We start from the raw sequence: 26,358 nt of genomic DNA on the forward strand, positions 1-26,358 counted from the left end.
TGGTGCCTCCGTAATACGGCTATAAATTCCAAGGGGAGAAACTATCTTGGTTATTTGGTAAAACCATTGTTGTCTTATTGTTCTGTATACCAGTCAAACCACTGCATTTCTTTGACATAAATCAATCTTTTAACCCACATGGCGATCATGCTATGGGCAAATTTATGTTTTATATCAATTTTATCAATCTGACTTACAGCAATTTTTTTGTAAATTTTCAACATTTTTTGCATAAAGAGGTCAAAAAAACATCATCACATCACAGGCGCTGGTTTAACAGTTTCACTCACAGGTTTGAAGCGGTAAGCTAGAGCACATCAATATCTTACAGAAACCAAGGAGAGTGTTTATGCCCGCCTCCCTTACCTGGCACGATGTGATCGGCCAGGAAAAAGAACAACCTTACTTTAAAGATACGCTGGCCTATGTGGCAGCAGAGCGTAATGCTGGCAAAACCATTTATCCGGCACAACACGATGTATTTAATGCTTTTCGCCTGACCGAATTGGATCAGGTCAAAGTGGTTATTTTGGGCCAAGACCCTTACCACGGCCCTAATCAGGCTCATGGGTTATCATTCTCTGTCTTGCCAGGAGTCCCAGCACCGCCCTCTTTGGTCAATATCTACAAAGAGCTGGCTACCGATATTCCCGGCTTCCAACGCCCCAATCATGGTTTCTTACAAAGCTGGGCCGAGCAAGGTGTATTGCTACTCAATACCGTACTGACTGTCGAAGCAGGTAACGCGCACTCACATGCCAACCTTGGCTGGGAAACCTTTACCGATAAAGTCATTGCAGCACTGAATGAACATCGTGATGGTGTGATTTTTATGTTGTGGGGAGCACATGCTCAGAAAAAGGGACGTATCATTGATACCCAGCGCCACTTTATTTTAAAAGCCCCACATCCATCACCGCTCTCCGCACATCGCGGTTTTCTTGGCTGTAAGCACTTTTCGCAAGCAAACCAGCTCTTGCAGCAGCATGGTCAGCAACCGATTGACTGGCAACCTAAATTGCCAACAGCTGAATAAAACGTCATTTACTGCAGAAAACAAATAAATATCCTCCGGCATAGCCGGAGGTTTTTCATATGCGCCTGTAAGGCTTTGTTACCAGCCGCGCCCTAACAGGCGCACAGCAATCTGACATTTGCATCCAAATTCGTTACTTACTGCCCGTAAACGGGCTACCGGGGTACGGAATTGATAGTTATTCCCCCAGTTTATCCTGCTCCAGTTGGTGCTTTATGTAGTCCCGGATCTTCGAGGTATTTTTACCCACCGTATCCACATAATACCCTCTGCACCAAAACTCTCTGTTCCTGTATTTGAATTTCAAATCTCCAAATTGCTCATACAACATCAGGCTACTTTTGCCCTTCAGATACCCCATGAAGCTTGATACGCTCATCTTCGGCGGGATTTCCACAAGCATATGGATGTGATCTGCACAGCACTCCGCTTCCAGAATGTGCACATTTTTCCATTCACACAGCTTTCTTAGGATACTCCCCACTGCCCGGCGTTTCTCGCCGTAGAAAACCTGTCTTCGGTATTTAGGCGCGAAAACTATGTGATATTTACAGTTCCATCGGGTGTGCGCTAAGCTCTTTTCGTCCCCCATTGGGACCCCCTTTTGATTTCTTGTTTGACCATTGCAGTTGCCAGACCGCAAGGTGTTTTAACAAATCAAAAGGGGTTTTTATAACTGGCTCAAAGCTGAAAGCTTTACGGAACCTCCAGCCTAGCTGGAGGTTTTCTGTGCACAACAAAAAAGGCACCCGCAAAGGTGCCTTTCCACATCAGGACACCTTAAGCTTTCGCTTTAGATACCGCGACCATCGCCGGACGTAACAAACGGCCATTCAGCGTATAGCCCTTTTGCATCACCATCATGACGTGATTTGGTTCGTGATCCGCAGATTCAAGCATCGTCATCGCCTGATGAACTTCAGGGTTAAACGGCACGTTAGTTTCACTGACAACTTGGATACCGTATTTACCGACAGCATCAAGCAATGATTTTAGGGTCAGTTCGACGCCTTCTATCATTGCTGCCAATTCAGCATTGGTTTTATCGGCTGTATCCAGCGCACGCTCCAGATTGTCAATCACAGGTAATAATTCAGCTGAAAATTTTTCTAACGCAAATTTATGCGCTTTTTCAACATCCTGTTCGGTACGACGACGGATATTCTCAACTTCAGCCTTGGCGCGTAGCAAGCTTTCGCGCTCACGCTGTACAGCTGCAGCCAACTGCGCTTCAAGCTCGGCAACACGCGGATCTACACCTTCACCCGTCTCTTGTGTCGCTTCCACTTGCTGCTCTGCTGCATTTTCCATTTCTTCCGAGACTTGCTCGTTTGGTGTTTTCTGTTCTTTACTACTCATGGATATCTCCGCGTTTTAGCATTAATCTCGCTACTTGGCTTATTATGGGGATCAAAACCGGGGATTCAAGGGAACCGGTCATAATGTGGGGTAAAAGACACCCCATTGAGGAAAATCACGGCAATGAATAATAAAAGATTCAATTGTATTGGTATTGTCGGTCACCCACGGCACCCGGCCGCACTTGCCACCCATGAAATGCTCTACCATTGGTTAAACGCCAAAGGTTATGACGTTATGGTGGAACAACAGATTGCTAAGGATCTCAATTTAACCGGTGCCGTTACCGGCAGTTTGGCTGATATCGGCCAACAAGCCGATTTAGCCGTCGTGGTTGGCGGTGATGGCAATATGCTGGGCGCTGCTCGGGTATTGGCCCGCTATGATATCAAAGTGATCGGTGTCAACCGAGGCAATCTGGGCTTTTTGACCGATTTAGACCCCGATAATGCTCAACAACAGCTTTCCGATGTGCTGGAAGGCGAATATCTCAGCGAACAACGTTTCTTGCTGGAAGCGCAAGTCACACGAACAAATCAGCAAAGCCGCATCAGTACAGCAATCAATGAAGTGGTTTTGCACCCGGGTAAAGTAGCCCACATGATCGAATTCGAAGTGTATATTGATGATCGCTTCGCATTCTCCCAGCGCTCTGATGGGTTAATTATCGCCACACCTACCGGTTCCACCGCTTATTCACTCTCTGCGGGTGGCCCTATATTAACACCAACACTGGATGCCATCGTTTTGGTTCCTATGTTCCCGCACACTCTGACTGCTCGCCCGCTGGTTATTAATAGTAGCAGTACCATCCGCCTTAAGTTTTCCCAAATCACCAGTGACCTGGAAATTAGTTGTGACAGTCAGATAGCACTGCCGATTCAGGAAGGGGAAGAAGTTTTAATTCGGCGCAGTGATTTCCACCTCAATCTTATTCACCCAAAGGACTACAGCTATTTCAATACGTTAAGTACAAAGCTGGGTTGGTCAAAAAAATTATTCTAAAAAGTGCATCAGAGACTTTACTGTATATAAAACCAGTTTATACTGTATTCAAATACAGCCATGTGTTTATGTACAGGAGATTTACCATGCTGACCCAATTAACCATCAGTAACTTTGCTATTGTGCGTGAGCTAGAAATTGATTTTCAACCTGGAATGACGGCAATTACTGGTGAGACAGGGGCGGGTAAATCCATCGCCATAGATGCATTGGGGTTATGCCTTGGCAGCCGTTCAGACGGTAGTATGGTGCGTTTGGGGGCAACCCGCGCTGATATTTGTGCTCGTTTCTCATTAGCAGACACCCCATCAGCCCGACAATGGTTGGAAGACAATCATCTGGATGACAGCAACGAGTGTTTGCTGCGGCGTGCTATTGCCTCTGATGGCCGCTCAAGAGGGTTTATTAATGGGACAGCCGTGCCATTGTCCCAATTACGGGAACTGGGGCAGCATTTAATTCAAATCCACGGCCAGCATGCCCATCAACTATTGCTAAGGCCTGATCATCAAAAGCAATTGCTAGATGCTTACGCAAACCAATCTGTCCTGCTCACTGAAATGAAAGCAGCCTATCAAATCTGGCACCAAAGCTGCCGTGCACTAGCACTGCATCAGCAACAATCACTGGAGCGTAATGCTCGCCATGAGCTATTGCAATATCAGTTAAAAGAGCTGAACTCATTTGCCCCACAAGCCGGGGAATATGAACAAATTGATATCGAATATAAGCGTCTGGCAAACAGTGGTCAGTTGTTATCACTCAGCCAACAAACCCTACAGTTACTGTCTGATGATGAGCAGAATAATATTCTCAGCCAACTCTACTCAGCCAAGTACCAACTCACAGAGCTGGCAGGAATGGATGAGCAATTTAATAATTTGCTGAATATGCTGGAAGAGGCCTCGATCCAAATCAGTGAAGCCAGTGATGAATTACGTCACTATGCCGAACAATTTGATATGGATCCGAATCGTCTGTATGAACTGGAACAGCGGTTATCTCGTCAATTAAATCTGGCTCGTAAACACCATGTGACACCGGAAGAGTTACCACAATTTCATCAACAACTACTGGATGAGCAAGAACAGCTCTCACAACAAGAAAATGATCACGAGCAACTCAGCCATGCTGTAAATACTCACTATCAGCATGCATTAGCTATCGCCAAGCGGTTACATGAAGAACGCCAACATTATGCTGACGAATTGGCAGCGCTAATCACCGAAAGCATGCGCGAACTGTCCATGCCACATGGCAAATTCACTATTGAAACGCTGTTTGAACCTGAGCATCTGAGTGCTGAAGGGGCTACCCGAGTCGAATTCTGTGTTACCACAAACCCCGGCCAACCACTACAGCCGCTGGCTAAAGTTGCCTCAGGTGGTGAGCTTTCTCGCATCGCATTGGCTATTCAGGTTATTACAGCGCGTAAAATGGACACGCCTGCACTTATCTTTGATGAAGTCGATGTAGGTATCAGTGGGCCAACAGCAGCCATCGTCGGTCGCCTGTTACGCCAGTTGGGTGAGTCCACTCAAGTTATGTGTGTCACTCACCTGCCGCAAGTAGCAGGTTGTGGTCATCAACATTTCTTTGTGAGTAAACAAACTGATGGCACTGAAACTGAAACTCATATGCATCGGTTAGATAAAAAAGCCCGTTTACAAGAATTGGCGCGCCTTCTGGGCGGTAGTGAAGTGACGAAAAATACCTTGGCAAATGCAAAAGAATTGCTCGCAGCATAGAAAAGATTAACTTTTTTCCTTTCCAGAGGTCATACAGGTGCCCTGTAAAGGTTTCCAACTGCTGCAAGGTCTATTATCATCGTCATCCTACGCCCTAAAGGAATGTGATTACTATGCGCTGTAAAATGCTGACTGCCGCCGCTGTGATGCTTGCAATGCTTACTGCGGGTTGTTCAACGCTGGAGAAGGTGGTCTACCGGCCTGATATTAATCAGGGTAACTATTTATCACCTAATGACGCGTCCAAGATTCATAAGGGTATGACCCAGCAACAAGTGGCATATACCTTAGGCACCCCAATGCTACAGGATCCGTTCGGCACTAAAACCTGGTTCTACGTATTCCGCCAGCAACCTGGCCACGAGAAAGTCACACAACAAACATTAACGTTGACCTTCGATAGCAGTGGTGTACTGACTGATATCAAAAATGATCCAACGTTATCAGGAAATTAATCTAACCGAAGATTGCAGAACACATTGAGGGAGCGAATGCTGATTAGGTTTTTAGGCTCAGAGTCTATTAATGCTTATGCAGCCACATGACAGTACTCATTCTTCTTCAACGCAGTCCAGAGCTACCACAAAAATAAGGCGCAAACTGTGCCTTATTTTTTTGCTTGTTCAGCGCGCTGTCGGCGAAGTTCTTTTGGATCTGCAATTAGTGGGCGATATATCTCAACTCGATCCCCATCATTAAGCTTATCGCCAAGCTTCACCGGGCGACTATAAACCCCTACTTTATTCTTTGTGAGATCAATATCAGAGCGCAATTCAAGCAGGCCGGAGGCTTTAATTGCCTCTTCTACTGTGCTTCCAGTCTCAAGAGAAACAGTACGCAAATATTGGCGTTCAGGTAGGGCATAAACTACCTCAACGCGAATATCAGACACTGTAGACCTCTTTCGCTCGCTGGGTGAACGCTTGCACCATATTACCGGCTAATTCTTTGAATATTTTACCAAAAGCCAACTCAATCAGCTTGTTAGTAAATTCAAAATCAAGGTGCAATTCAACCTTGCAAGCATCCGCACTTAGTGGGGTAAAATGCCATCCCCCCATTAATTTACGAAACGGCCCATCAACCAGTTGCATATCAATACTCTGGTTATCAGTGAGTGTATTGCGTGTGGTAAAAGTTTTGCTTATTCCGGCCTTAGCAACATCGACGGCAGCCGTCATTTCATTTTCAGTAGCGTCAAGTACCCGACTTCCAGTACAACCCGGTAAAAACTCTGGATAAGAGCAAACATCATTAACCAGTTGATACATCTGTTCTACGCTAAATGGCACCAACGCAGAGCGGCTAATTTGTGGCATAACATTTCCTGTGAGACATAAAACGCACTGATAATACCATTTATCCACCGCCAGACAAAAAATCTGCTAGTCATTCCTCGCAACAAATGAGACAAAATGCACAGGCATCCTGCGGGAAAGGATTTCATTCGCCTCCGCATACAGTATAATGATCAATACTATGACAAAGAAAAAAGCATACAAACCCGGTTCCGCAACCATTGCGCAAAACAAACGTGCCCGTCATGAATACTTCATTGAAGAAGAGTTCGAGGCTGGCCTTTCATTGCAAGGTTGGGAAGTAAAATCTCTGCGTGCTGGCAAAGCCAACATTAGTGATAGCTACGTAACCTTTAGAAACGGTGAGGCATTCTTGTTTGGTGCCACCATTACACCGTTAAACGTGGCATCGACACATGTTGTCTGCGAGCCAATGCGTACCCGTAAACTGCTACTAAACAAACGCGAACTGGATTCGTTGATTGGTAAAGTTAATCGCGACGGATTTACTGTAGTTGCCCTTTCCGTATATTGGAAAAATGCTTGGGTTAAAGTTAAAATTGGTGTAGCTAAAGGTAAAAAAGACCACGATAAGCGCGATGACATTAAAGATCGTGAGTGGAAGTTAGACAAAGCGCGCATCATGAAGCACGCAAATCGTTAAGTGACTGGCATAGCAGGACATAGTTCTGTTATACTAGCGAAGTTCTTTGGGGCTGATTCTGGATTCGACGGGATTCGCGAAACCCAAGGTGCATGCCGAGGTGCGGAGGCCTCGTAAAAAACCGCAAAAAAAATAATTGCAAACGACTCGCAATACGAATCTGCTGCTTTAGCAGCTTAATCAGCCTAAGAAACTGAAGATTCCCTCTCTCCCTAGCCTCCGCTCTTAGGACGGGGATCAAGAGAGGTCAAACCTAAAAGAGATCGCGTGGACACCTTGCCTGGGGTGAAAGCGTTAAACCCAATCAGGATAGTTTGTTAGTGGCGTGTCCGTCCGCAGCTAACCGGCGAATGTAATGACTGGACTAAGCATGTAGTGCCGACGGCGTAGTAATTTCGGACGGGGGTTCAAATCCCCCCAGCTCCACCACATTTTGTTTTATCGAAGTATAGTAAAGTCTACTAAGCCCGCATGGAACCAGCCTTGCGGGCTTTTTTACGTCTATAGTAGTCTACTGAGAATTGCTAGAAACCACTACTTATGGCACCCTCCTTGGGACCCTACACAAAGGGTCCAAAACTTGAGGGTCCCAAAATGGCAAAACTCGCTAAAAAACTCACGGATACTGAAATCAAAAGCACTAAACCTTCAGACAAAGAAATCAACTTGTTTGACGGTGATGGCTTAATGCTAAGAATCGCCCCCCTCTCAAGGGGTGGAAAGAAAAATTGGTATTTCAGGTATGCAGTGCCAGTAACTAAAAAGCGAACAAAGATAAGCCTCGGAACCTACCCCCACCTCACGTTAGCAAGAGCAAGAGTTTTGCGGGATGAATACCTATCTTTACTTGCCAATGGCATCGATCCACAAGTCCATAACAACGATAAAGCTAATGCATTGAAGGATGCTACTGAGCACACGCTCCAAGCCGTTGCTCGAAAGTGGTTAGATGAGAAGGTAAAGACATCTGGTATATCCAAAGACCATGCAGAAGATATTTGGCGCAGTCTTGAAAGAAATATCTTCCCCGGATTAGGCAATGTCCCTATCAAAGAGATCCGGCCTAAGTTATTGAAGCAGCATCTTGACCCAATTGAACAACGCGGTGTATTGGAAACCCTGCGCCGAATCATTTCCCGCCTGAATGAAATCTTCCGCTGGGCAGCGACAGAAGAACTTATTGAGTTTAATCCTGCTGATAACCTTGGTCAGCGTTTTAGTAAACCTAAAAAGCAAAATATGCCCGCCCTTCCCCCCAGCGAACTACCAAGATTTATGGCTGCACTGGCGAATGCTTCCATACGGCTGGAAACACGTATGCTGATTGAATGGCAGTTACTTACTTGGGTTCGCCCCGGAGAGGCTGTTCGTGCGCGTTGGGTTGACATCGATACAGAAAACAAAATCTGGAACATCCTCCCTGAATTTATGAAGATGAAACGTCCTCATAAGGTGCCGCTCAGCAAAGAAGCTCTTCGTATACTAGAAAATATGCAGCCTATCAGCAGCCATCGTGAGTGGGTATTTCCCAGCATAAAAACTCCGCTGACCCATATGCATGAGCAAACAGCCAATGCTGCGTTAATCCGTATGGGTTTAGGTGGTGAATTGGTTGCCCACGGTATGCGATCTATCGCAAGGACAGCAGCAGAGGAATGCGGTAAATTCAGGACAGAAGTTCTTGAATCGGCTTTGGCTCATACTAAAAGCAGTGAGATTATAGCCGCTTACAATCGTGCAGAGTATCTCGTCGAAAGAGCAGATCTTATGCAATGGTGGGGGGATTATATTCAAGTGCAGAAACATAAGGCTATTGCTGCGTGATAGGAGATAAACCCCTACAATCTTATAGCTGAAAAAAGCGTCGGTAGGGCCGTAAAAAAAACATAAGATTAATCATGCAGTATGTCAAATCAAGCGGTTGGTCTTTAAGACATTCAAACATAGAGTTTCAATTTAGTAAAACAATGATAAAGTAAAAATAATATATGAATCTATTACACTCTAAAAGGACATTGTATGCTCTGTAGTATTTCCAAGATAAATATTCCAATCCCATATTCAAGAAAAAATGTTGATATCCAACTGGATGGAATGAGCCTAATTATTACTGGAGGTAATGGTTGTGGTAAAACAAGTTTTATAACAGCCATTTATAACCATCTAAAGAACGGAATAGATAACCCTAATAATAATAGCGAAGAGTTTTTAACACAACAAATTAGCATATATGAATCTGAACTAAATAAAATAGGCAGAGATGGTGTAAATTATAATCATTATAGTTCTGAGTTAGAAAAACATAAAACTCGACTAAAAGAAATTAATGATTTTAGTATCAAAATAAATTCTATAGAGAACAAAAATATTCGTTCTTTACTGAGATTTCACTCAGCTACACGACAATCTGCAATATCATCTCCAAATCAAGCACCCAAATACTCAGTGCTTATTGAAGAAAATAAGCACTTTGCTAATGACAAAGATGGCAGTCAATTCTTTGAAAGTTATTTGTTAAGTTTGAAAAAAAATCAAAGTTATGCAATAGCATTTGATGAGAATGAAACTGAAGCAAATCGTATTAAAGAATGGTTTGATAAAATACAAATAGACTTACAGTCATTATTCGAGGATTCAAATCTAATTTTGGAATTTGATACAAAAGATGAAAAGTTTTATCTACATCAAGATGGGAAAGATAGGTATACATTCCAAACACTTTCAGCAGGGTATTCATCAATATTGAGTATTTATACAGATTTAATTATGAGGGTTGAAATGTGGGGTGTTTCACCTGATAACATACAAGGAATAATATTCATTGATGAAATTGATGCTCATTTACATGTATCCTTACAAAAACAAATATTGAGATTTTTCATTAAATCATTTCCTAAAATTCAATTTATTGTTACTACGCATTCTCCTTTTGTTGTCACCTCAGTTTCAAGAGCTGTTATTTATGATCTTACAACCAATGAACAAATAACAGATGTATCCTCTTATTCATATGGTGTCGTTATGGAGGAAATCTTTGGTGTCATACCAGAATCACATGTCTTGACAGACAAACTTACTCATATAGAGTACCTAATAAATAATATATCGCCTGAGAATATTGATGAATTGGAGGCAATAATATCATCTTTAGCATCCGATCAAGAAAGTATGAGCAACGACACCCAAGCATTTCTTGATGCTGCGCGGTTAAAATTAATAAAAACAAAAAAAATCGATAAGTAGAGGCAGATATGTTTAATGTGATAAGGTCAATGCCAGCACCTGAATCGCTGCAGAGCAAGAAAAAATATGATAATGAAGATGTTCACTATGCACTACAAGATTGTTTTTATGAAAAATGTTATTTATGCGAAACAAAAAAACCTTTAGATATTAACATTGAGCATTTTCAACCACACAAAGGCGATGAGAATAAAAAATTCTCTTGGGAAAATTTATATCTAGCGTGCTCTCGTTGCAACAATATCAAGCTAGCAAAATATGATAACCTTCTTGATTGTTGTTCTATTAGCGTCTGGGATAAAATAAAACTAATACCCGGATTTTCACCTAAAGCAAGAAAATTCATTATTACCCCACTATCTACTGATGATAAGACGCTTGAAACGGCAAAATTACTAGATGATATCTACAATAATGATAATACTATAAATAAAAGACTTACAGCGCGGTCTCTACGATCGCAGGTAGTCCAGACCACACACAAGCTAACACAACATATGATTGAATATTATAATGAAGATTCAACAGATGAAGAAAAAAAAGTAGCCATTAGTAAAATGAAAATAATGATAAAAAAATCTTATCCTTATTCTGCATTTTGTCGTTGGATGATAAAAGATGATGAGGAATTAGATAAATTATTATCTAATCTTATGAACTAAATACTCAATAATAAATAAGCCACCTGCATAGTCGGTGGCTTTGACAAGCCCGCTAAAAAGACGCTAAAAATGCTATAACTCAGTGTCTCACGCCACTGTCCGCCAAGGAAGATAGCCTAATGCAGGCAATTTAAAAGGGCTCTTATCCTTTTAGCGTAATAAAGGCTATCTCTACTAACTACACGCCGTTGCTGACCATGATGCAGAATAAACCATATGACATTTTTCCCAGTTTACGCACGATTCGCAGGAAGGTGTCGTGACTCCAGCCCAGCCAGTTTGTAAGGTGCAATAATTACCATAGTTAGAACCTCCCGGTTGTGTCCAGTAGCGTGCTACAGGGATTTTATTAGCTGAACATACAGGATTACTCCCGTAAATAACTTCTACCTTTCCACCTGAACCCCAAACACCAGATTGACAAGACAGCATATCCCCAGCACTTGACCGTCCAATAAGTCCATTAGGTGAACAGGCTGCACCAGATACAGCAATCCCATTTATCTGCACATACTCATCTGATGTAATACGCCCTGTAGACTGAATATAACCAGAATAAACACGCTTACTGTTAATATCTGCAGTCGTATTGATATTACCGGTGGCGTTAATCACATTATTAACCTGAACAATACCGCCATAGGTTGAAGCACCACTGACCGATAAGGTAGATCTTACTTCTACAGAGCCAGTCAAAGTCGAATTCCCTATAACGGTTAAGGCATCGCCAACATTGGTTGATCCTGTCGATTTTAATATCTCAGCCATCATAGTGCCTGCAGCGGTAATATCTTTGGCGTTATTAATATTTTTGCCGCCCATATTCAGATCTCCCGTCATTGGCAATGTGCCATCACGGCGCAGATAAACCGAATACATTGATGAATCATAGCCCACACGATAGGCCAATAAACCTTCTGTAGTGATATTGCTGTAGTCAGATGCTTTTTCATTCCATTGACCACCATAACCAGAAGCTACAGTGGGTGAGCGGGTCATTCCGCTGTCTATACCTGCCGATTGCATCGCTTTACCAAGGAGGTCATAGCGAACTTTCCCTCCTTCATTCCATATTGCCGTTGTCATCACAAGGCCATTGATCACATAGTTAGGAGCTATACCTGAACGTTTCAATAAAACCTTATATGAAGATTTATTGGCATTTATCCCGGTATAACTGACAGGCAATAGTCCTTCATTAATTAATGTCTGATAAGTGATTTCACAGCCATTGGATGAACAAACTCTTGGCCCCGGATCATTGGATTGACTGGTGCTGCTTGTCAGGGTTGAAAGCTTGTCATATCGAATACTGATATAGCGATTAACCGCTTCACCAACTTGCTTTATCTGCGCTCCTACCGCATTAGCTATAGCAACTTCTTGCTCATTTTTCATACCCTGAAATTTAATAAAAGCCATTGCAGTGCCAACTCCCAAAACCAATACCAACTCTAATAAGGAAAATCCTTTTTTATATTGTTTAATCATTTTCTTGTCCTTTTTTTATCTCACGTAATCATTAATTAACAAAAATAAAAAAGTGGTCAATGCCCTGACATATAAAAATTTTACATTAGTTTTAAATAAAGTTTGAAATATTCAGCTACTGACAGTTCGTATTTACTTACTATAATTAGTTGTAGACACATCAAAAAAAATAACACAATAAAGATGTTATGAATAAAGAATCATGATATTATACATTTATTTTATTAGCAATAATGATGGGCTTTTATTTATGTTTACAAAAAGAGAAAATTTAGAAGATAAAAAATTAGATCTTGAACATTTATCAAAAAAATTTCAATATGAAATAAAGTATCTATCCCAATACCTTTCGTTCACACAAGAGTTAGCTGATAGGAAGGGAGAAGAATTAATGGAAGAGATGTACTCGGATACAGAATCAAAACCAGAGAATGAAAGTATAATCCAACAGATTTTTGAAAATGAAAGAAAATCTCTATTAAGTTATTATCACCACTCGGCTATTGTTCTTATCTACTCAGTTTTAGAGAGTATCTTGTCAGATATATGCTGTGAGGTAAAATCTATTACATTGGCAAAATTTTCCCATAATGATCTATCTAGTGGAAATTTAATAAAAAAGTCAAAAGATTATCTTGAATATACTTCAGGTTTAAATTTTTCTTTAATTGAAGGCGAGTGGGGTAAAATTGGCCAATTCCAAAAGTTAAGAAATATGATAGTACATCAAAATTCAAGTTTTACAGGAAGTGTTGACTCAATAGACAACCAAAAAAAAATCATTAAAAATAACTTTCCTAAAATAGAAATATCCCTTAACGATAAGTTTTACATTCTCAGTAATGAATTAGTAATTGAGTTTATTAATCTAATTAATGCATTTATATTGAAGATATTTTCCCATATTAAATCTATTACATATCAAACAGAAACTGACATAATAAAAACATTATCACCCACCGATGATATCCCATTCTAAAAATTCATACCACAGCATTATTCTGGGTACAGTTCACCGGCTTAAAAGCAAGTTTTAAACCGGTTCACCGTTCGGACGTGAAATAAAATGATATTAGGATTTAGATTTATTAATGATAGTATCAAGATAAATTTGACCTCGTTCACGATAGTTTTCAATGTCATTCTCATGAAGAGAGTAAATATCCAGCAGGATACCAAACACTAATTTTTTATCTACTTGACTAATATCACATCCTAAAATTTTAGCAACCTCTGCGCCTAAAATTATTTTCTGTCGTGTATTTAATTTTCTATCGTCTTTTTTCTTTTTAGATTCCAAAAAGTAAAGCCTTTCTTGTGCTGTTGCGATTTGTTGTTTAATTGTCTTTTCTGTCATAAATCCCCCTTAGTATTTATTTTTATTTCTGTAAGGGATATTCACACTTTCATGATCAGAACTCAGTTGTTTCTTTATTGATTTTATCTTCAATCGAAACTTACTTTTCTCTTTTCTCTCTTTTGCTTTTTCCCTTATATATATTATTGTTTTTTCTGCTTCTAAATAGGCTTTTTCAAAATCAGTAAAGATCCCGTCATCAAGCAGCCTTTTGGCTTCCAAATCGATAGCCTCATCGTTTTTTTTAAACATATATGCCCCTTGTATTTTACTCTTTTTTTATTCATTAGCATATTTACAATAAAAATCAATATCATGAGTGATATTTATTTCACTATCCATAAGCTCAATACTCCGATATTAATCCCCCACATTATTGCATTAACGCCAAGTAAGATTAATGCCACGTCGTCCAGTTCACCAAGTCTCATATTATTTCCTTTTTATATCTTCTCTTTATTACCTACATCATATTTATTTAAATAACAAATTATTGATAACACTAACTGCCATTAATCCGCCATAAAATGTATTTATGCAACACGATTGTAGGTAATAGTTATTTCCAAAGTATCTTACTCACCACGTTACTTAACTTGTCTCATTACTGATTTTATTTTCATAGCCTAATAGATAACTCTCCTTGTCCTTCGGACATTCACTAGAAGCCATCTAATAATATTAACGGATGACTTCTTCCTTTAATCTATATTGCGCCGCTTAATTCGGCGTTTTGTTTTCTCTTTATTTACAGTCTTTTATATTAGTTGTATTAATTAATAAGGAGAGCTTTTACATTGTTATCAAAACAATGCCCACTTATACACTGCTACGCAGCGTGTGGGTTCTACCGACGGTTGCCTGCCGCAAGCTAAAAGCAAAACCAAGTTCAACGTCAACCCCTGAGTTTTTCTTACGAAAAACTAAAACCAGCATAGTTAGCGTTGATGTTTATTTGATGGTTTTTATTATATTCAAGGTTATTTATTATATGGCAATATTTCATCTAGAGTTTAAAATTGTGAAACGCTCAGAAGGTATGTCTTCCTGTAGGAAGGCTGCTTACCATGCGCGTTGCAAGATAACAGATGATCGCACTGGTAATACATATGATTTCAGCCACCGTTCTGATTTATCCCATCATCAGATATTAGCGCCAGTTTCCGCACCGGCTCATATTATTGAAAGCTCAACAACCTTATGGAATGAAGTCGAAAGAGTTGAACGCCAGAAAGATGGTCAGACAGCCCGTTATTTTGATGTTGCTATTCCCTGTGAGCTAAACAACGAGGACAAAATAAAACTGGTGTTGGAATACTGCCAAAATAATTTTGCCGATAAGGGAATGATTGCCGATATCGCTTTCCACGATCTGGACAGTAATAATCCCCATGCACATGTGATGTTGACGTTAAAGTCAATTACGGCTGAAGGCTTTGGCAAAAAGGATAGAAGCTGGAATGAGAAGAAAAACGTAATCCTATGGCGTGAAGCGTGGTCTACCCTAACCAATGGTTATCTTGAAACCGCTGGCACTGAAGAACGTATTGATCACCGTTCTATTGATGCTCAACACAATGAAGCCTTGGAAAATGCCGCTATTACATTGAATGTTGAAGACAAGGCGTTATGGCTTGCCAAAGCAACGTTAACCAGTCGTCCCCCGATTCAGCGTATTCACCGTGCTAAGTGGAACAGCAAGAGTGTTCAGGAAAACCGTGCTGCTGAACAGGCTGTTCGTGATGAGATGAAACAGGAAGCTCAGGTTACCTACCGAACCTTTAAAGATCTGGACCAACAGATCATTGTTGACCTCAGAAGCTTCACCGTGTCCGAGTTGCCTGAGCCTGTTGAGATCGTATTGCCTGAAACGGGTTCGCAGTCATCATCAGAAGACCAACAGCCTGTTCTGGTTGCTCCCGCACCTCATACACGCACTAAATTTAAAACCCCATCTTCAGCAAAAACCAGAGCAGGTAAACGCGCTCCTGTTAAGTCTAAGAAGAAACAAGTTGAACCTCGTCAGAATGGTATCTTCAAGCTTTTCACCCTGCTGGTCGTGGATTTCTTCAAGGAGAAATTTGTCTGGGCCAAGAAGAAACCTGTTCCCCCTGACGTTGAACACGATAAGCGTATTGCTGAAAACTATGTTTTTGATGAGGTGCAGGGTATCTATGTTCCCCGTACTGAGTTTGAGAAACGAGCTAGGTTTAACAGTGATGACTATCGACCTACCAAAGAAGATATCAGACGTTTCCCCAGCAGGCCAAAACCGCCGACGCGGCATGAAAGTGATCTAGACTATGTGCCTAAGATTCCCATTGATGGAAAGCTATCAGGACCTAAGCTGAGACCACCGAGTATGAAATAATGTGCTATTGTTCACGTTTCATGTTGCCTTTTATTTAATGTCAAAATCTGTTCTAACTTACTATACGTTATGCTAATAGTGGAAGTTTTAATAAAACAAACCCAGCCAGATACAGGGGAAAGTCTATATTTAGCACTTTCATCTAGTTTATCATGACCAATAGTGTTAGATTTTAAATTATTTTCATAAGGAAATTAACTTATAATGCAAGATGACATCGATAATATATTTAGAAAAATATATCGCACATTTAAAAGAAAGAATAAGAAATGTGATGACATCGAAATACTGAATTCCATATTGAATGAACAATTTGGTATTGGTGAATTTTCTGTTCAGTCAGCAACTATTAAAAACTCTATAACTAACCTACATGGCTTCAGTGTTTGCTATAAAGAATATAAGGCATTTATCCCACAGTATGACGTGTACAGGTCAAAAAATACGCTTATAAAAGCTATGGGTGAAACATTAAATGAGGCTGAGATAATCCTTCCCAATTATGTATCATTCGGTATTATTTCACACCACTGTGCTCAAATAAATAAAGCCCCAACTCGGGAGATGAAAATACTGGCAGGTGAACGTTCTCTCACATCAATGTTCCCTCCAGAAGTGCTTTCACTCTTAGTTATAGAACACTACACAAAATTTCCCGTTCTCGAAAAATGTTTAGTACAGATAAGAGAAACAACAGAGACATATTGTCTCGGATTATATCGCTCAGCAATAACCACTCTCCTACCTTGTATTGAAAGCACTATTCGCGCGTTAGGTATTAGGCTTGGAATAGACGAACCTGAAAATGTTGGCACTCAATTTTTACTTAGTATTTATGATGCATGGCTAAAGTTCTACATTAATGATTATGTCTATCGTGATTATGACTGGAAACCTATTTATATTAGTTCAAAAGAATTTTTTTCCGAGTTTGAAGAGAGATATCAGATTGCATTAAATGGTAGAAATTATATAGAAAAACATCTTTATCAAAATACACAGAACGATACTGGGATAAGTAATTTAAACCGACACAGTATACTTCATGGTTTCATGACAGAATACTATACGAAAGGAAATTATCTTAGATTGATAAACCTCCTTAATAATCTTTGTTTTATGTTAACGATTTCAGGGGACCCTGTTTCATCGTTTCTTCCTTGCGATACTGTTCAGTCTGAAGCATTTTTACTTAACCTTGCAATATTTGAGCGCACAGGGATGAATCGTGCTATTTTCCTTGACAAAAAAAACATTGAGCGTTGATAAAAATAACTAATACTATGAGTGCAAGCATTATAATGATCTGCCCATCAAGATAGCATGTTATAAACCACATCTTTCGTAATGATGTGGTTTATGCATTTGGTGATTAATATTACATCCTTCGCCTGAACACAACATTACCCGAGAAAATAGCTTTACCAGCTAAAAAAGCCACAATAAAAATTATTGGCAGACTGATAGTAGCGCCCGCCATGCCTGTAGACATTCCGATCAGTATAGACAGGCCGAAGGACAGTAAGATAGCCACTGCAGCATACCATTGTGGAAAGGTTCCATATAATACTGACGCTTGGCATCCTGTGCAAACGTGAACACCACTCTGGCTTTCTTTGAAGCAGTATGGACATTTAATTGTATTGTTTTCCATTTGTTAACCCTTTATTAATGACTGATAGTACCGCTGCTCAATACAACCAAACGAACCGGCATATCAGCATTGTTTACCGTAGTGAAACCACGAACTTCGAAATTATTAATAGTCCCGGTAATGCTAACCTTCTGACCCTTCTTGTAAGTCAGAACAGCATCATCAAGGCCGGAGTAATAATTGATCCAGACCATACCGCCGCAGTAGTTGGTATCAGAGGTTTTAAACAGAAGGTAGTAGTTTGCATGAGCTGCTTTTTCCATACCTGTCATCATATCGCTGGCACTCCTGCCTTTAGTGACTTCAAGAATAGTGGCATTAGCAATTGAGATCCGTTTACCCGTCCAGTTCTTTTCTGCTGCCATTGCATTTTCTTCATAGTCCTTACAGACAGGACCAAGGCCAGCAACTGAGGATGCCGGGCCGGTATCTTGTTTTGCTGTGGAAAGACCTAATGCGTTATCTACTGTTCCGTTCAATGAGGATAACGAGGTATTAATCGCCCCATTGACCTTATTCACGCCTTCATTAAGTTGCTGGCACCCTGATAAAGCTATAACCGTCAGTGCCACCGATAGCGCAATGCTTTTACTCATACACACCCTCGAAAGAAGTCAGTTTGAGAGGATAAAGGCCGTTCCGGCACCAATAAGATGGCTCTATACGAGGCATCGATTGATACGAAGGAACAAACCAACTTTTTAACCAATTGATAGGATTAAATTATTTTTGTTTTTCGTCATATCGTTTGTAACGATCAAAATCAAACTTATGATAGATTTTACCTATCATAAGCGTGTTATCGATCGTCAGTATCAATTAAAAACCCGATCGATTAGAGCTTATCAATCGTTAAAAACTATCGATATTGATTTATAGATCGTTTTAATCGATCATTTTCTTGCTATATTGAGAGTGGATGAGTAGAGTGAGCTGAAACTCAGAGAGCGATTTAATGGCTATTTGAGTAAAACAGATGAAAAAGTCATCTGACAATATGTAGTTATTCATACAATATCAGGGAAAGTCTTAACAACTTAAAGATCATGATTTATATAGTGACTTAATAACAAGAAAGGCCAGCATTAGACTGGCCTTATTAAGCCAAGAGATGTTTCAATTATTTTCTCCTCAAATCTGAGTTTTATCTAAGCATTTAATATATTTCATCAAAATAAAATTTTACAAAAGCACTGCAAACCAAATGCATTGAATGATTTATATTCATTGATATTTTTATCTTTAAATTTAACACCAAGTTTTATAAAAAAACTTCCTGATATCATTGTTCTCTTCGTTTTAGTAAAAACTTATTGAGATCTTTTTTGAAAACATCTTTATCTTATGAGCTAATGCTCATGGTGCTGTCGTACTGCTACACCCCAACGATGATATAAAAATTGTTTTCTTCACTCGGTGAAGTAGTTTGCATCTATTTCAATGCTAAATATGAAGGTAAATGAAACAACAGTGAAGAAATAGTATCATTATCAATAAAAGATTACTCTTAATCCCATATATCGGAAAAATATCAATTGATAGCAGCGCTTTGTGATTGTCATTAACAATCACTCTGCTGTGAGGAGCTTGCCTCCGATAATGATGGATTTATCCATAAAAAATCGCGGCGTAGCCGCTAATGCAATAACACGGAAAAACAAATTAACAGAACGTCATTGGGTGCCATTTTATTCGGCACTCGATAAATAAAAAGAAAAGCCCGTCATCTGTTATAAAAATCTAGGGCGAACGCCAAATCCTCTTATCTCTTATATTTCTTATACTTCTTAAGGGGGAATAACTCATTTAGTAACAATAAGTTAGAAGTCTACTTTCTTCGTTATTGTAGATCTTTCTTCACGATTGTAGATTTTTCTTCGTGATTGATGGTGATTACTTCATTATTGATGGTATTTACTTCATTACTCCTATAAGAAATGAAGATAAAACTTCAAACTATATTTGACATTTCTGTTAAAAATATTATATAGATTAAAACATAATAATAAAAAGGAGTATTTATGGCTGGGAAAACATTTAACCAAAATCCATTTATTTTCGAAGATGATATTGAAATAGAAACCAGAGGCCGAAAAAGAACTGTGGCGCGTGGAGAGAAGTTTCAAACACCCGAAGGTGATAAATATGAAAAAGTCATCCACTCGATACAAGAAGTGGATAAAGCCAAGTTCGTAAAAATATTCATATCACGAGTCCGGGTGTTATTTGATCTAACCCTTACCGGCAACAAGCTTTTTTATATTTTTATGTTCGTGATGTCTGACGTCATTGGTAAGGATGAAGTCTATATGAACTTTGAAAAAGCAAAAGACATTGCAGCTCAATGTGACTTTAATTTATCTAACCCTGTTTACTATAGGGGCATCAAAGAACTTATTGATAAAAAGATCATCGCACAAAGTAAATCAAAATATATCTATTACATTAACCCTGCAGTTCTTTTTAATGGTGATAGAGCCAAGTTTATTGAAGAGATTAGAGTCAAGGAAGAAAAAAAGCTAAAGTAATGTATAATACAATACTAAGAAAAACCGCAGATTATCTATACCGGCCTCGTTAGAGGCCAGATATCAATCATAATGGTTAGACTAACCCTTCACTTATTTTTTCTTTCAGGATAACACAGAGCGTCTCTATGACTTGGTCTAAATCTACCTCATCAAGGTTTTCGTTATATCCATAGGTCTCAACCATATTTTCAAAGTTATTGAATATATACATAACGATATTGTTTATCAGAAGTTTCAATAAAACAGCGTTGTTTAATGAATCAGTTCTATTACCATTATAATAGCTGCTGATTTCATCAATACTTTCCTGACATGCTATTAAGGATGCTGCATAGAAGAAAAATGAATCTTTATTTTTAAAATCTTTGACAGTTAATCTATTTTTCATTTAACACCTCATTATATTTAGTTCAAATTGATGGCGTAGTTCTATCAACCCCTTTCGGGGCTAAATAAGCATTGCTGGTATTTTTATTAACTTACGACATGCGTTAATATATGACTAATGTTCTTATTGAAAATTAGCACTCGTTTATTTCTAATGCCTCTGTGTGAGTTTCAAACAGTGCTCTTTTCACTGCTTTGAAATCAACATCTGCTAGTTTTTCATCTGCGCCATAACGTTTGACATAGTGATTAAAGTTTTTCTCTATTAGACTTATTATTTCTGAAAAGAATGCATCCATAAATGGAATATTCATTGCTCGATCACAAAAAACACTATAACTTTCTTCTGTATCACTGACCGCCTCTACATAAATCTTCATTGATAACACATAAAAAAACTCTGTTGCTGTATTTTCAAAAGTTTTAATCTTCATATTTATCACCTTATTTTAGTTAAAAGAATTCCATACAGTTTTTATCTGTATTTTTATAACGATATTTTTATTTTACGATATTTAAATATCAGGCCGATTTATTTCGGGATAAATCAATCATCTGATCAATCCATTCATCTATTTCACTCTCGACAAATGCTATTGCACGCTCACCAAGCTTTATAGGTTCAGGGAAACGATCTTGACTAATAAGTTTATAGATCCAAGCTTTGCAAAGACCCGTTCTTTTCAATACTTCAGGTAAACGGATAAATCTTTTTCTTTCTGTCATACATTTCTCCATTGTTGTTTTGATGGAGGTAGTATCTTCAGATCGCTTATGACGATCAACTCTCAAAAAGCACGAATTGATCAAGATGTGAGGGATTTTTAGACAGATTAGAGATGGGAGTAACGAAAGCCAGTTGCCGTGGGCTTTGAAGCATTTTTGCAAAAAGTGCTATTTTTTTACTCTATTTGAAGTTATTTAATATTTTGTTATTTATCATGCAGTTAATTTCTTTGAGTTTAAATTCTGAACTCTCATCTGTTATTCATCTTGCTTCAGGCTAAAAAATGTTTGAGTAGGTGTAAGATTTACCACTGAGCGTTAAACATGCTATCTCTGATCCTAATAGATTTTGATACTTGTCGTGAGTTCAACTCCTCGGCATCAGCACTCTTGATGATTTTAACTCTGAAAAACGACACAACTTTGCTCATGTTATTTCTTTGGTCCCTTCATTGAACCCTCAATTAAATATAAAAACAAAATAATTATAAAAATCAATTTATTATACGCTTAGTTACAGGGACCCCAGCCCACCAAATAATGATCCGGGTATTACCAGATAAGTCCGGAGAAGTACGGAAAGCCCGCATACCACCTAGGTTTGCGGGCTTTTTTGTGTCTGTAATAGTCCGAGGATATCCGCCTGAAACCGGTGTCTATTGGTATACGAATTGGTATACGGTAAGATGTATACCAATAAACGTATACCAATTACAGGGAAGAACCTTGCATGGCGCGGACTACACGCCCCCTCACTCACACCGAAGTACAAAAAGCGAAAGCCATAGATAAAGACCTTACCCTCCATGATGGTGATGGTTTATTTTTGTTAGTCAAAACCACTGGCAAGAAAATTTGGCGTTTCCGCTATCAGCTTCCTAATAGTAGCAAACGCACTATGATCAGCCTCGGCGCTTACCCAGCACTATCCCTCGCAGATGCCAGAGAGATACGCGCAGAGAAACTAGCGATGTTAGTCAGAGGGACAGACCCTCAAACGAGGGCTGGTGAAGAGGCTGAAAAGCTCCAGATAGCGGAGGAAAGCATTTTTGTGAATGTCGCCCGCAAATGGTTCGAGTTGAAAGAAAGCCATGTTAGCGCAGCCCATGCGAAAGATATTTGGCGTTCTATTGAAAAAGACATCTTACCCAGCATCGAAAATATTCCCATCCAAGAACTTAAAGCACGAACTCTTATTCAAGTATTAGAGCCAATCAAAGCACGTGGGGCATTAGAGACGGTCAGGCGATTGGTACAACGTATAAACGAGATAATGATTTATGCGGTAAATGTAGGCTTGATTGATGCTAATCCTGCATCAGGTATAGGTAACGCTTTTGAACGCCCTAAAAAGCAGCATATGCCAACCATAAGGCCAGAAGAATTACCCAAGCTAATGCGTACTATAGCTATGAGCAATCTGTCGATACCAACCCGCTGCTTACTTGAATGGAAATTATTGACGCTGATACGTCCCTCCGAGGCATCAGCAACAGCATGGGCAGAGATCGATATTGAGAATAAGCAGTGGTGTATACCTGCTGAGCGTATGAAGGCAAAACGAGATCATATAGTCCCTCTATCAGAACAGGCCTTAGAGCTGCTTGAAATCATGCGTCCAATTAGTAGTAATCGTCAGTACGTTTTCCCTAGCCGCAATAATCCAAGTAATCCAATGAACAGTCAGACTGCCAATGCAGCTTTAAAGCGTATTGGTTATGGGGGAAAGCTTGTAGCTCATGGATTACGATCAATCGCCAGCACGGCAATGAATGAGGCCGGTTTTAATGCGGACGTGATCGAGGCAGCACTTGCACATAGTGATAAGAATGAAGTTAGGAAAGCTTATAATCGCTCAACATACTTCGAGCAACGTAAAGAATTGATGTCATGGTGGGGGGCTTCGTGTAAAAGAAACAATAATTAATATGCATATAATACAAAGTGTATTTTTTATTTTTTGACAATATATGAAATCAGTGCAAGTATAGCTATGCATTAGCGAACCGCTTTTTTGCATCAATCGGCTGAGAATACCAATCTTTCACTGACTAAAGCCGCAAGGCGCTTAGTTTTAAACTAAGCCATTCGGGAGAGGCCACACGCACGCCCCTCTCTCGGCTACGCAGAGTAGAGATGGACGGTAAGCTCGATCATGGGGATCATGGCAGTTGTCAGTAATAGCCGATAAAAGCAACATACTCCCCAGTCCTCTCTATCGAGGTGATCGAGCTTATATTGTTATAAGAGATTATTATGTCTTTAAAAATTAGACACACACAAAAAAACACTGTATCTGCAATCAATTCAATTCAAAGTTTATGTGAAGCACTAGATATTTCTCAATATGAGTTGAACGTAGCCTTATCAACTCCGGATAGTGAGCGATATACACCTTCTGAAATTGAAAAGAGTGATGGTAGCTTAAGAAAAATATATAATCCAAAGTCCTTCCTGCGAAAAATACAACGCCGAATTAACAGAAGAATATTCAATTTATACACAGTTAAAGGAAGAGAAAGGAAGAACCCGCCAATTTTGTGGGCTTCATACCTATTTGGGTCTATCCCAAATCAGTTTTTGGATGAAAATATTGAGCAGAAAGATTATATAGCTTGCGCCCGAGTTCACTGCCAATCAAAAAGCTTACTAAAAGTCGACATACAGAATTTTTTTGATAACGTACAGGATATACATATAGAAGATATTTTTAATAACTTTTTCTTTTTTAATGAAGACGTATCCCGGGCCCTGACTAATATCTGCTGTTTTGAAGGACATTTAGTACAAGGTGCTTTAACCTCAAGCTATTTATCATGTTTATGTTTGTATGATATTGAAGGTAAAATTGTTGATAGACTAACTAGAAAAAATTTAAGGTACACTCGTCTTGTTGATGATATTACTGTTTCATCAACAGTTTCTAACTATGACTTCTCATATGCAAAAGACATTATTATAAATATGTTGCATGAGAAGGATTTACCTGTGAACTTAAAAAAAACTCAATGTTATTATACTTCGACCAGCCCCTTAACGGTTCATGGTTTAAGAGTATCGTTTTCTGAACCTAGATTACCCTCAGATGAGGCCAGGCGCATTAGAGCATCTGTTAGAAACATTGAAAGCCTTTCTTCTGAAACAAACTATCGAACAACTCATGCTTATAGAAAAGACTTCAATAGATGCATGGGGAGGGTTAACAAATTGAAAAGAGTAAACCATTCACAACATGAGAGTTTATTCAATCGATTAGTTAAATTAGCCCCTTTACCGTCGAAAAAAGATATTGATAGAGTATCAGTATCTTTATTAAGGCTTGAAAATGATTATAAAAATGGAAAGCATGATACCTATTGGTATTGGAAAAGATATTATAGAATTCATGAGCGCTTAAATATATTGCAACGTACTTTTACCAGAGAAGCATCTGCGTTTCGAAGTAGAGTTAAGGTTGTACCACCAACTTACATTCAATAATAACGAGAAATATTAAAATGAATATTTTTCTATTTTTAAAAAAATACCTATTACTTAGTAAAATACAATCCATACCTTTAAGAATTTTACTTTTATTTTTATATGCAATCACTATTACTGGCATAGTAACCTTTGGCATTTCCGCTATTTTAACTGGCACACAAGAAGGTTACTTTGAAAAAGACTTTTGTTTTAATAATACATGCATAAAAAATGCAGCAACTGGATACTCTCAGTCAATTTTAATTCTACAGGCAATGTTCATTCTATTAGGTATAGTTGCTAGTATTGGTGGGATAATTGTTGCTCTAATGGGCTATATAAATAGTGTCAGTGTCTCTGCTCTAGGGAATCACATATCTCACTTCAAAATATTTCAAGAATACCTATCTTATGAAATAAATAAAAGAGATAGATTATCTCCTGCATCCTTTGATATCTTCAAGTGGTATAATATTATATTTAACAAGTCCCGTTCCGGATCAACATCAGTTTCTGATGAATACTGTGCACTAGTTCTTAAATTAAATAATATAATATCAAATTCAAATGCCGCATGTACCAAAGCAAATAAAGGTTCCTTTTCTTATGTATCACATCAGATAAATATTGTTTCAACATTAATTGAATTCGGAATAGTGCAGCCCAGATTACCAAGAAATGATTTTTACGAAGTTGAGGACCAAATAATTGCATTAATAGCCAACATTAACAGAGAGTTCTGTTACTCAACTTCAGTCCCAGAGTTAATTAAAAGAGATTACAGATAAACATTATTTTCAGTTAATTACATTTAATGACTCGATGGGAATCATATCGAAATTGCTTGTACTGCCTATGCGCGCAATGGTCCCCCACCTACGCGCTCTGACTTTATCATGCACTTTTCATGCATGACATAGAGAGCCTACAAGCCCTTGTGGTGCGGTGTTTCAGGTGTTTTGATGCCGGGGTGTTGCATGCAAAATCATGCACTATATGCATGCAGTGCTCTTTTTGGCAGGCTAGCCAGAGAAAAAGCCCTTAAACGGCAAGGGCGAAGTGGTGAGAGTCGGAGAAAAGTCCCCGCATTGAGAGGTTACAGGCGGGGTGAGATTATTAATGAATTCGTGCGTTAGAACCGTAGCGATTTAATACTTTTCGTTCTGGTAGAATAACATCAGGTATTATTTCTGGCTCTTTAACCGGTGGGCGGGTAATTATTTTATCCACACTCTCAATCGATTTAAAGGTACAAGAACATTCTATATTCTGGCACTGATAATAGGCTTCTTTTGTCTGCTCAGATAAATAGCGGCTGGCACGCGTATGAGACGCATGTTTACACACAGGACAACGCATCATAA

The 26,358-nt window shown here is 39.1% G+C and carries 28 protein-coding genes and 1 other RNA gene; 16 read left to right on the forward strand and 13 right to left on the reverse strand.

Annotated features, from left to right (window positions below):
- Nucleotides 1-349: 349 nt before the first annotated feature.
- Complete coding sequence (ung, locus tag FGL26_RS10325) at nucleotides 350-1,036, forward strand: uracil-DNA glycosylase (RefSeq protein WP_005166325.1); 687 nt, start codon at nucleotides 350-352, stop codon at nucleotides 1,034-1,036.
- A 178-nt stretch (nucleotides 1,037-1,214) separates the two neighbouring features.
- On the opposite strand, the gene tnpA is transcribed toward ung, so the two are convergent.
- Together tnpA and grpE are read right to left on the reverse strand one after the other, a co-directional pair.
- On the reverse strand, nucleotides 1,215-1,628 hold the full coding sequence (tnpA, locus tag FGL26_RS10330; protein WP_005172776.1) for an IS200/IS605 family transposase: 414 nt from the start codon (nucleotides 1,626-1,628) through the stop codon (nucleotides 1,215-1,217).
- Between the two features lie 188 nt (nucleotides 1,629-1,816).
- A complete protein-coding gene (gene grpE, locus FGL26_RS10335) occupies nucleotides 1,817-2,395 on the reverse strand; it encodes a nucleotide exchange factor GrpE (protein WP_005172778.1) in 579 nt (192 codons plus the stop codon).
- A gap of 123 nt (nucleotides 2,396-2,518) precedes the next feature.
- Between grpE and nadK the strand changes: the two genes are divergently transcribed.
- The 3 genes from nadK to bamE all read left to right on the forward strand — a co-directional run bounded on the left by nadK (nucleotide 2,519) and on the right by bamE (nucleotide 5,603).
- Complete coding sequence (nadK, locus tag FGL26_RS10340; protein WP_005172782.1) at nucleotides 2,519-3,400, forward strand: NAD(+) kinase; 882 nt, start codon at nucleotides 2,519-2,521, stop codon at nucleotides 3,398-3,400.
- Nucleotides 3,401-3,486: 86 nt separating this feature from the next.
- Nucleotides 3,487-5,148 (forward strand): DNA repair protein RecN, encoded by a 1,662-nt coding sequence (recN, locus tag FGL26_RS10345; protein ID WP_005172784.1) that lies wholly within the window; start codon nucleotides 3,487-3,489, stop codon nucleotides 5,146-5,148.
- Nucleotides 5,149-5,261: 113 nt separating this feature from the next.
- On the forward strand, nucleotides 5,262-5,603 hold the full coding sequence (bamE, locus tag FGL26_RS10350; protein ID WP_005172787.1) for an outer membrane protein assembly factor BamE: 342 nt from the start codon (nucleotides 5,262-5,264) through the stop codon (nucleotides 5,601-5,603).
- 152 nt (nucleotides 5,604-5,755) lie between these two features.
- Here bamE and FGL26_RS10355 read toward each other — a convergent pair whose 3' ends face one another.
- Together FGL26_RS10355 and FGL26_RS10360 are read right to left on the reverse strand one after the other, a co-directional pair.
- On the reverse strand, nucleotides 5,756-6,040 hold the full coding sequence (locus FGL26_RS10355) for an RnfH family protein (protein ID WP_138060233.1): 285 nt from the start codon (nucleotides 6,038-6,040) through the stop codon (nucleotides 5,756-5,758).
- A complete protein-coding gene (locus FGL26_RS10360; RefSeq protein ID WP_005172793.1) occupies nucleotides 6,033-6,467 on the reverse strand; it encodes a type II toxin-antitoxin system RatA family toxin in 435 nt (144 codons plus the stop codon). The genes FGL26_RS10355 and FGL26_RS10360 overlap by 8 nt, the downstream gene beginning before the upstream one ends.
- Before the next feature lie 160 nt (nucleotides 6,468-6,627).
- On the opposite strand from FGL26_RS10360, the gene smpB reads away from it, so the two are divergent.
- The 5 genes from smpB (at nucleotide 6,628) to FGL26_RS10385 (ending at nucleotide 11,015) form a co-directional block, all read left to right on the forward strand.
- Nucleotides 6,628-7,110: an SsrA-binding protein SmpB gene (smpB, locus tag FGL26_RS10365; RefSeq protein ID WP_005166313.1), complete on the forward strand. Its 483-nt coding sequence runs from the start codon at nucleotides 6,628-6,630 to the stop codon at nucleotides 7,108-7,110.
- A 48-nt stretch (nucleotides 7,111-7,158) separates the two neighbouring features.
- Nucleotides 7,159-7,539, forward strand: a transfer-messenger RNA (tmRNA) gene (gene ssrA / locus FGL26_RS10370).
- 165 nt (nucleotides 7,540-7,704) lie between these two features.
- Entirely contained in the window at nucleotides 7,705-8,934 is a 1,230-nt protein-coding gene (locus FGL26_RS10375; RefSeq protein WP_005172797.1) for a phage integrase central domain-containing protein, read from the forward strand.
- A gap of 195 nt (nucleotides 8,935-9,129) precedes the next feature.
- Nucleotides 9,130-10,353, forward strand: a complete 1,224-nt coding sequence (locus tag FGL26_RS10380; protein ID WP_005172800.1) for an AAA family ATPase — start codon at nucleotides 9,130-9,132, stop codon at nucleotides 10,351-10,353.
- A 29-nt stretch (nucleotides 10,354-10,382) separates the two neighbouring features.
- Nucleotides 10,383-11,015: an HNH endonuclease gene (locus FGL26_RS10385; protein WP_227746660.1), complete on the forward strand. Its 633-nt coding sequence runs from the start codon at nucleotides 10,383-10,385 to the stop codon at nucleotides 11,013-11,015.
- A gap of 174 nt (nucleotides 11,016-11,189) precedes the next feature.
- Here FGL26_RS10385 and pilV read toward each other — a convergent pair whose 3' ends face one another.
- Entirely contained in the window at nucleotides 11,190-12,506 is a 1,317-nt protein-coding gene (gene pilV / locus FGL26_RS10390; protein WP_005172805.1) for a shufflon system plasmid conjugative transfer pilus tip adhesin PilV, read from the reverse strand.
- A 250-nt stretch (nucleotides 12,507-12,756) separates the two neighbouring features.
- Between pilV and FGL26_RS10395 the strand changes: the two genes are divergently transcribed.
- A complete protein-coding gene (locus FGL26_RS10395; RefSeq protein ID WP_127891295.1) occupies nucleotides 12,757-13,485 on the forward strand; it encodes a hypothetical protein in 729 nt (242 codons plus the stop codon).
- Between the two features lie 93 nt (nucleotides 13,486-13,578).
- Here FGL26_RS10395 and FGL26_RS10400 read toward each other — a convergent pair whose 3' ends face one another.
- Nucleotides 13,579-13,863, reverse strand: a complete 285-nt coding sequence (locus tag FGL26_RS10400) for a conjugal transfer protein TraD (RefSeq protein WP_005172812.1) — start codon at nucleotides 13,861-13,863, stop codon at nucleotides 13,579-13,581.
- 9 nt (nucleotides 13,864-13,872) lie between these two features.
- Nucleotides 13,873-14,115 carry a hypothetical protein gene (locus tag FGL26_RS10405; protein WP_005172816.1) on the reverse strand — a complete coding sequence of 81 codons (243 nt, stop codon included), beginning with the start codon at nucleotides 14,113-14,115 and terminating at the stop codon, nucleotides 13,873-13,875.
- A 739-nt stretch (nucleotides 14,116-14,854) separates the two neighbouring features.
- Between FGL26_RS10405 and mobQ the strand changes: the two genes are divergently transcribed.
- Together mobQ and FGL26_RS10415 are read left to right on the forward strand one after the other, a co-directional pair.
- Entirely contained in the window at nucleotides 14,855-16,234 is a 1,380-nt protein-coding gene (mobQ, locus tag FGL26_RS10410; protein ID WP_032902967.1) for a MobQ family relaxase, read from the forward strand.
- Between the two features lie 204 nt (nucleotides 16,235-16,438).
- Nucleotides 16,439-17,500 carry a hypothetical protein gene (locus FGL26_RS10415; RefSeq protein WP_005172823.1) on the forward strand — a complete coding sequence of 354 codons (1,062 nt, stop codon included), beginning with the start codon at nucleotides 16,439-16,441 and terminating at the stop codon, nucleotides 17,498-17,500.
- A 112-nt stretch (nucleotides 17,501-17,612) separates the two neighbouring features.
- On the opposite strand, the gene FGL26_RS10420 is transcribed toward FGL26_RS10415, so the two are convergent.
- Nucleotides 17,613-17,888, reverse strand: a complete 276-nt coding sequence (locus FGL26_RS10420; protein ID WP_005172829.1) for a hypothetical protein — start codon at nucleotides 17,886-17,888, stop codon at nucleotides 17,613-17,615.
- Nucleotides 17,889-17,902: 14 nt separating this feature from the next.
- A complete protein-coding gene (locus tag FGL26_RS10425) occupies nucleotides 17,903-18,484 on the reverse strand; it encodes a hypothetical protein (protein ID WP_005172832.1) in 582 nt (193 codons plus the stop codon).
- Nucleotides 18,485-19,909: 1,425 nt separating this feature from the next.
- Between FGL26_RS10425 and FGL26_RS10430 the strand changes: the two genes are divergently transcribed.
- Entirely contained in the window at nucleotides 19,910-20,416 is a 507-nt protein-coding gene (locus FGL26_RS10430) for a replication/maintenance protein RepL (RefSeq protein ID WP_042570044.1), read from the forward strand.
- Nucleotides 20,417-20,492: 76 nt separating this feature from the next.
- Here FGL26_RS10430 and FGL26_RS10435 read toward each other — a convergent pair whose 3' ends face one another.
- From FGL26_RS10435 to FGL26_RS10445, 3 genes are all read right to left on the reverse strand, one after another.
- Nucleotides 20,493-20,807 (reverse strand): hypothetical protein, encoded by a 315-nt coding sequence (locus FGL26_RS10435; RefSeq protein ID WP_005172861.1) that lies wholly within the window; start codon nucleotides 20,805-20,807, stop codon nucleotides 20,493-20,495.
- Nucleotides 20,808-20,940: 133 nt separating this feature from the next.
- The gene (locus FGL26_RS10440) at nucleotides 20,941-21,240 is read right to left on the reverse strand and encodes a hypothetical protein (RefSeq protein ID WP_005172864.1); all 300 of its coding nucleotides are present in this window, start codon (nucleotides 21,238-21,240) and stop codon (nucleotides 20,941-20,943) included.
- An 88-nt stretch (nucleotides 21,241-21,328) separates the two neighbouring features.
- The gene (locus FGL26_RS10445; RefSeq protein WP_005172867.1) at nucleotides 21,329-21,532 is read right to left on the reverse strand and encodes a helix-turn-helix transcriptional regulator; all 204 of its coding nucleotides are present in this window, start codon (nucleotides 21,530-21,532) and stop codon (nucleotides 21,329-21,331) included.
- A 730-nt stretch (nucleotides 21,533-22,262) separates the two neighbouring features.
- Between FGL26_RS10445 and FGL26_RS10450 the strand changes: the two genes are divergently transcribed.
- The 3 genes from FGL26_RS10450 to FGL26_RS10460 all read left to right on the forward strand — a co-directional run bounded on the left by FGL26_RS10450 (nucleotide 22,263) and on the right by FGL26_RS10460 (nucleotide 25,782).
- Nucleotides 22,263-23,459: an integrase domain-containing protein gene (locus tag FGL26_RS10450; RefSeq protein ID WP_005172869.1), complete on the forward strand. Its 1,197-nt coding sequence runs from the start codon at nucleotides 22,263-22,265 to the stop codon at nucleotides 23,457-23,459.
- Nucleotides 23,460-23,788: 329 nt separating this feature from the next.
- On the forward strand, nucleotides 23,789-25,012 hold the full coding sequence (locus FGL26_RS10455; RefSeq protein ID WP_005172873.1) for a reverse transcriptase family protein: 1,224 nt from the start codon (nucleotides 23,789-23,791) through the stop codon (nucleotides 25,010-25,012).
- Nucleotides 25,013-25,029: 17 nt separating this feature from the next.
- On the forward strand, nucleotides 25,030-25,782 hold the full coding sequence (locus FGL26_RS10460; protein WP_005172876.1) for a retron Ec48 family effector membrane protein: 753 nt from the start codon (nucleotides 25,030-25,032) through the stop codon (nucleotides 25,780-25,782).
- A 328-nt stretch (nucleotides 25,783-26,110) separates the two neighbouring features.
- Here FGL26_RS10460 and FGL26_RS10465 read toward each other — a convergent pair whose 3' ends face one another.
- Entirely contained in the window at nucleotides 26,111-26,356 is a 246-nt protein-coding gene (locus tag FGL26_RS10465; protein ID WP_005172879.1) for an ogr/Delta-like zinc finger family protein, read from the reverse strand.
- Nucleotides 26,357-26,358: the final 2 nt, after the last annotated feature.

This window comes from Yersinia enterocolitica subsp. enterocolitica, assembly GCF_901472495.1.
Taxonomy (GTDB): Bacteria; Pseudomonadota; Gammaproteobacteria; order Enterobacterales; family Enterobacteriaceae; genus Yersinia; species Yersinia enterocolitica.

Bases quoted from the DNA above. Each gene is read 5' to 3' on its own strand.
- FGL26_RS10435 (WP_005172861.1), bottom strand. From the start codon at position 20,807: ATGAAAAATAGATTAACTGTCAAAGATTTTAAAAATAAAGATTCATTT.
- FGL26_RS10385 (WP_227746660.1), top strand. From the start codon at position 10,383: ATGCCAGCACCTGAATCGCTGCAGAGCAAGAAAAAATATGATAATGAA.
- FGL26_RS10400 (WP_005172812.1), bottom strand. From the start codon at position 13,863: ATGACAGAAAAGACAATTAAACAACAAATCGCAACAGCACAAGAAAGG.
- pilV (WP_005172805.1), bottom strand. From the start codon at position 12,506: ATGATTAAACAATATAAAAAAGGATTTTCCTTATTAGAGTTGGTATTG.
- FGL26_RS10395 (WP_127891295.1), top strand. From the start codon at position 12,757: ATGTTTACAAAAAGAGAAAATTTAGAAGATAAAAAATTAGATCTTGAA.
- FGL26_RS10375 (WP_005172797.1), top strand. From the start codon at position 7,705: ATGGCAAAACTCGCTAAAAAACTCACGGATACTGAAATCAAAAGCACT.
- grpE (WP_005172778.1), bottom strand. From the start codon at position 2,395: ATGAGTAGTAAAGAACAGAAAACACCAAACGAGCAAGTCTCGGAAGAA.
- FGL26_RS10380 (WP_005172800.1), top strand. From the start codon at position 9,130: ATGCTCTGTAGTATTTCCAAGATAAATATTCCAATCCCATATTCAAGA.
- FGL26_RS10360 (WP_005172793.1), bottom strand. From the start codon at position 6,467: ATGCCACAAATTAGCCGCTCTGCGTTGGTGCCATTTAGCGTAGAACAG.
- bamE (WP_005172787.1), top strand. From the start codon at position 5,262: ATGCGCTGTAAAATGCTGACTGCCGCCGCTGTGATGCTTGCAATGCTT.
- FGL26_RS10415 (WP_005172823.1), top strand. From the start codon at position 16,439: ATGCAAGATGACATCGATAATATATTTAGAAAAATATATCGCACATTT.
- FGL26_RS10420 (WP_005172829.1), bottom strand. From the start codon at position 17,888: ATGGAAAACAATACAATTAAATGTCCATACTGCTTCAAAGAAAGCCAG.
- ung (WP_005166325.1), top strand. From the start codon at position 350: ATGCCCGCCTCCCTTACCTGGCACGATGTGATCGGCCAGGAAAAAGAA.
- FGL26_RS10455 (WP_005172873.1), top strand. From the start codon at position 23,789: ATGTCTTTAAAAATTAGACACACACAAAAAAACACTGTATCTGCAATC.
- FGL26_RS10430 (WP_042570044.1), top strand. From the start codon at position 19,910: ATGGCTGGGAAAACATTTAACCAAAATCCATTTATTTTCGAAGATGAT.
- nadK (WP_005172782.1), top strand. From the start codon at position 2,519: ATGAATAATAAAAGATTCAATTGTATTGGTATTGTCGGTCACCCACGG.
- tnpA (WP_005172776.1), bottom strand. From the start codon at position 1,628: ATGGGGGACGAAAAGAGCTTAGCGCACACCCGATGGAACTGTAAATAT.
- recN (WP_005172784.1), top strand. From the start codon at position 3,487: ATGCTGACCCAATTAACCATCAGTAACTTTGCTATTGTGCGTGAGCTA.
- FGL26_RS10445 (WP_005172867.1), bottom strand. From the start codon at position 21,532: ATGACAGAAAGAAAAAGATTTATCCGTTTACCTGAAGTATTGAAAAGA.
- FGL26_RS10405 (WP_005172816.1), bottom strand. From the start codon at position 14,115: ATGTTTAAAAAAAACGATGAGGCTATCGATTTGGAAGCCAAAAGGCTG.
- mobQ (WP_032902967.1), top strand. From the start codon at position 14,855: ATGGCAATATTTCATCTAGAGTTTAAAATTGTGAAACGCTCAGAAGGT.
- smpB (WP_005166313.1), top strand. From the start codon at position 6,628: ATGACAAAGAAAAAAGCATACAAACCCGGTTCCGCAACCATTGCGCAA.
- FGL26_RS10425 (WP_005172832.1), bottom strand. From the start codon at position 18,484: ATGAGTAAAAGCATTGCGCTATCGGTGGCACTGACGGTTATAGCTTTA.
- FGL26_RS10460 (WP_005172876.1), top strand. From the start codon at position 25,030: ATGAATATTTTTCTATTTTTAAAAAAATACCTATTACTTAGTAAAATA.
- FGL26_RS10450 (WP_005172869.1), top strand. From the start codon at position 22,263: ATGGCGCGGACTACACGCCCCCTCACTCACACCGAAGTACAAAAAGCG.
- FGL26_RS10465 (WP_005172879.1), bottom strand. From the start codon at position 26,356: ATGATGCGTTGTCCTGTGTGTAAACATGCGTCTCATACGCGTGCCAGC.
- FGL26_RS10440 (WP_005172864.1), bottom strand. From the start codon at position 21,240: ATGAAGATTAAAACTTTTGAAAATACAGCAACAGAGTTTTTTTATGTG.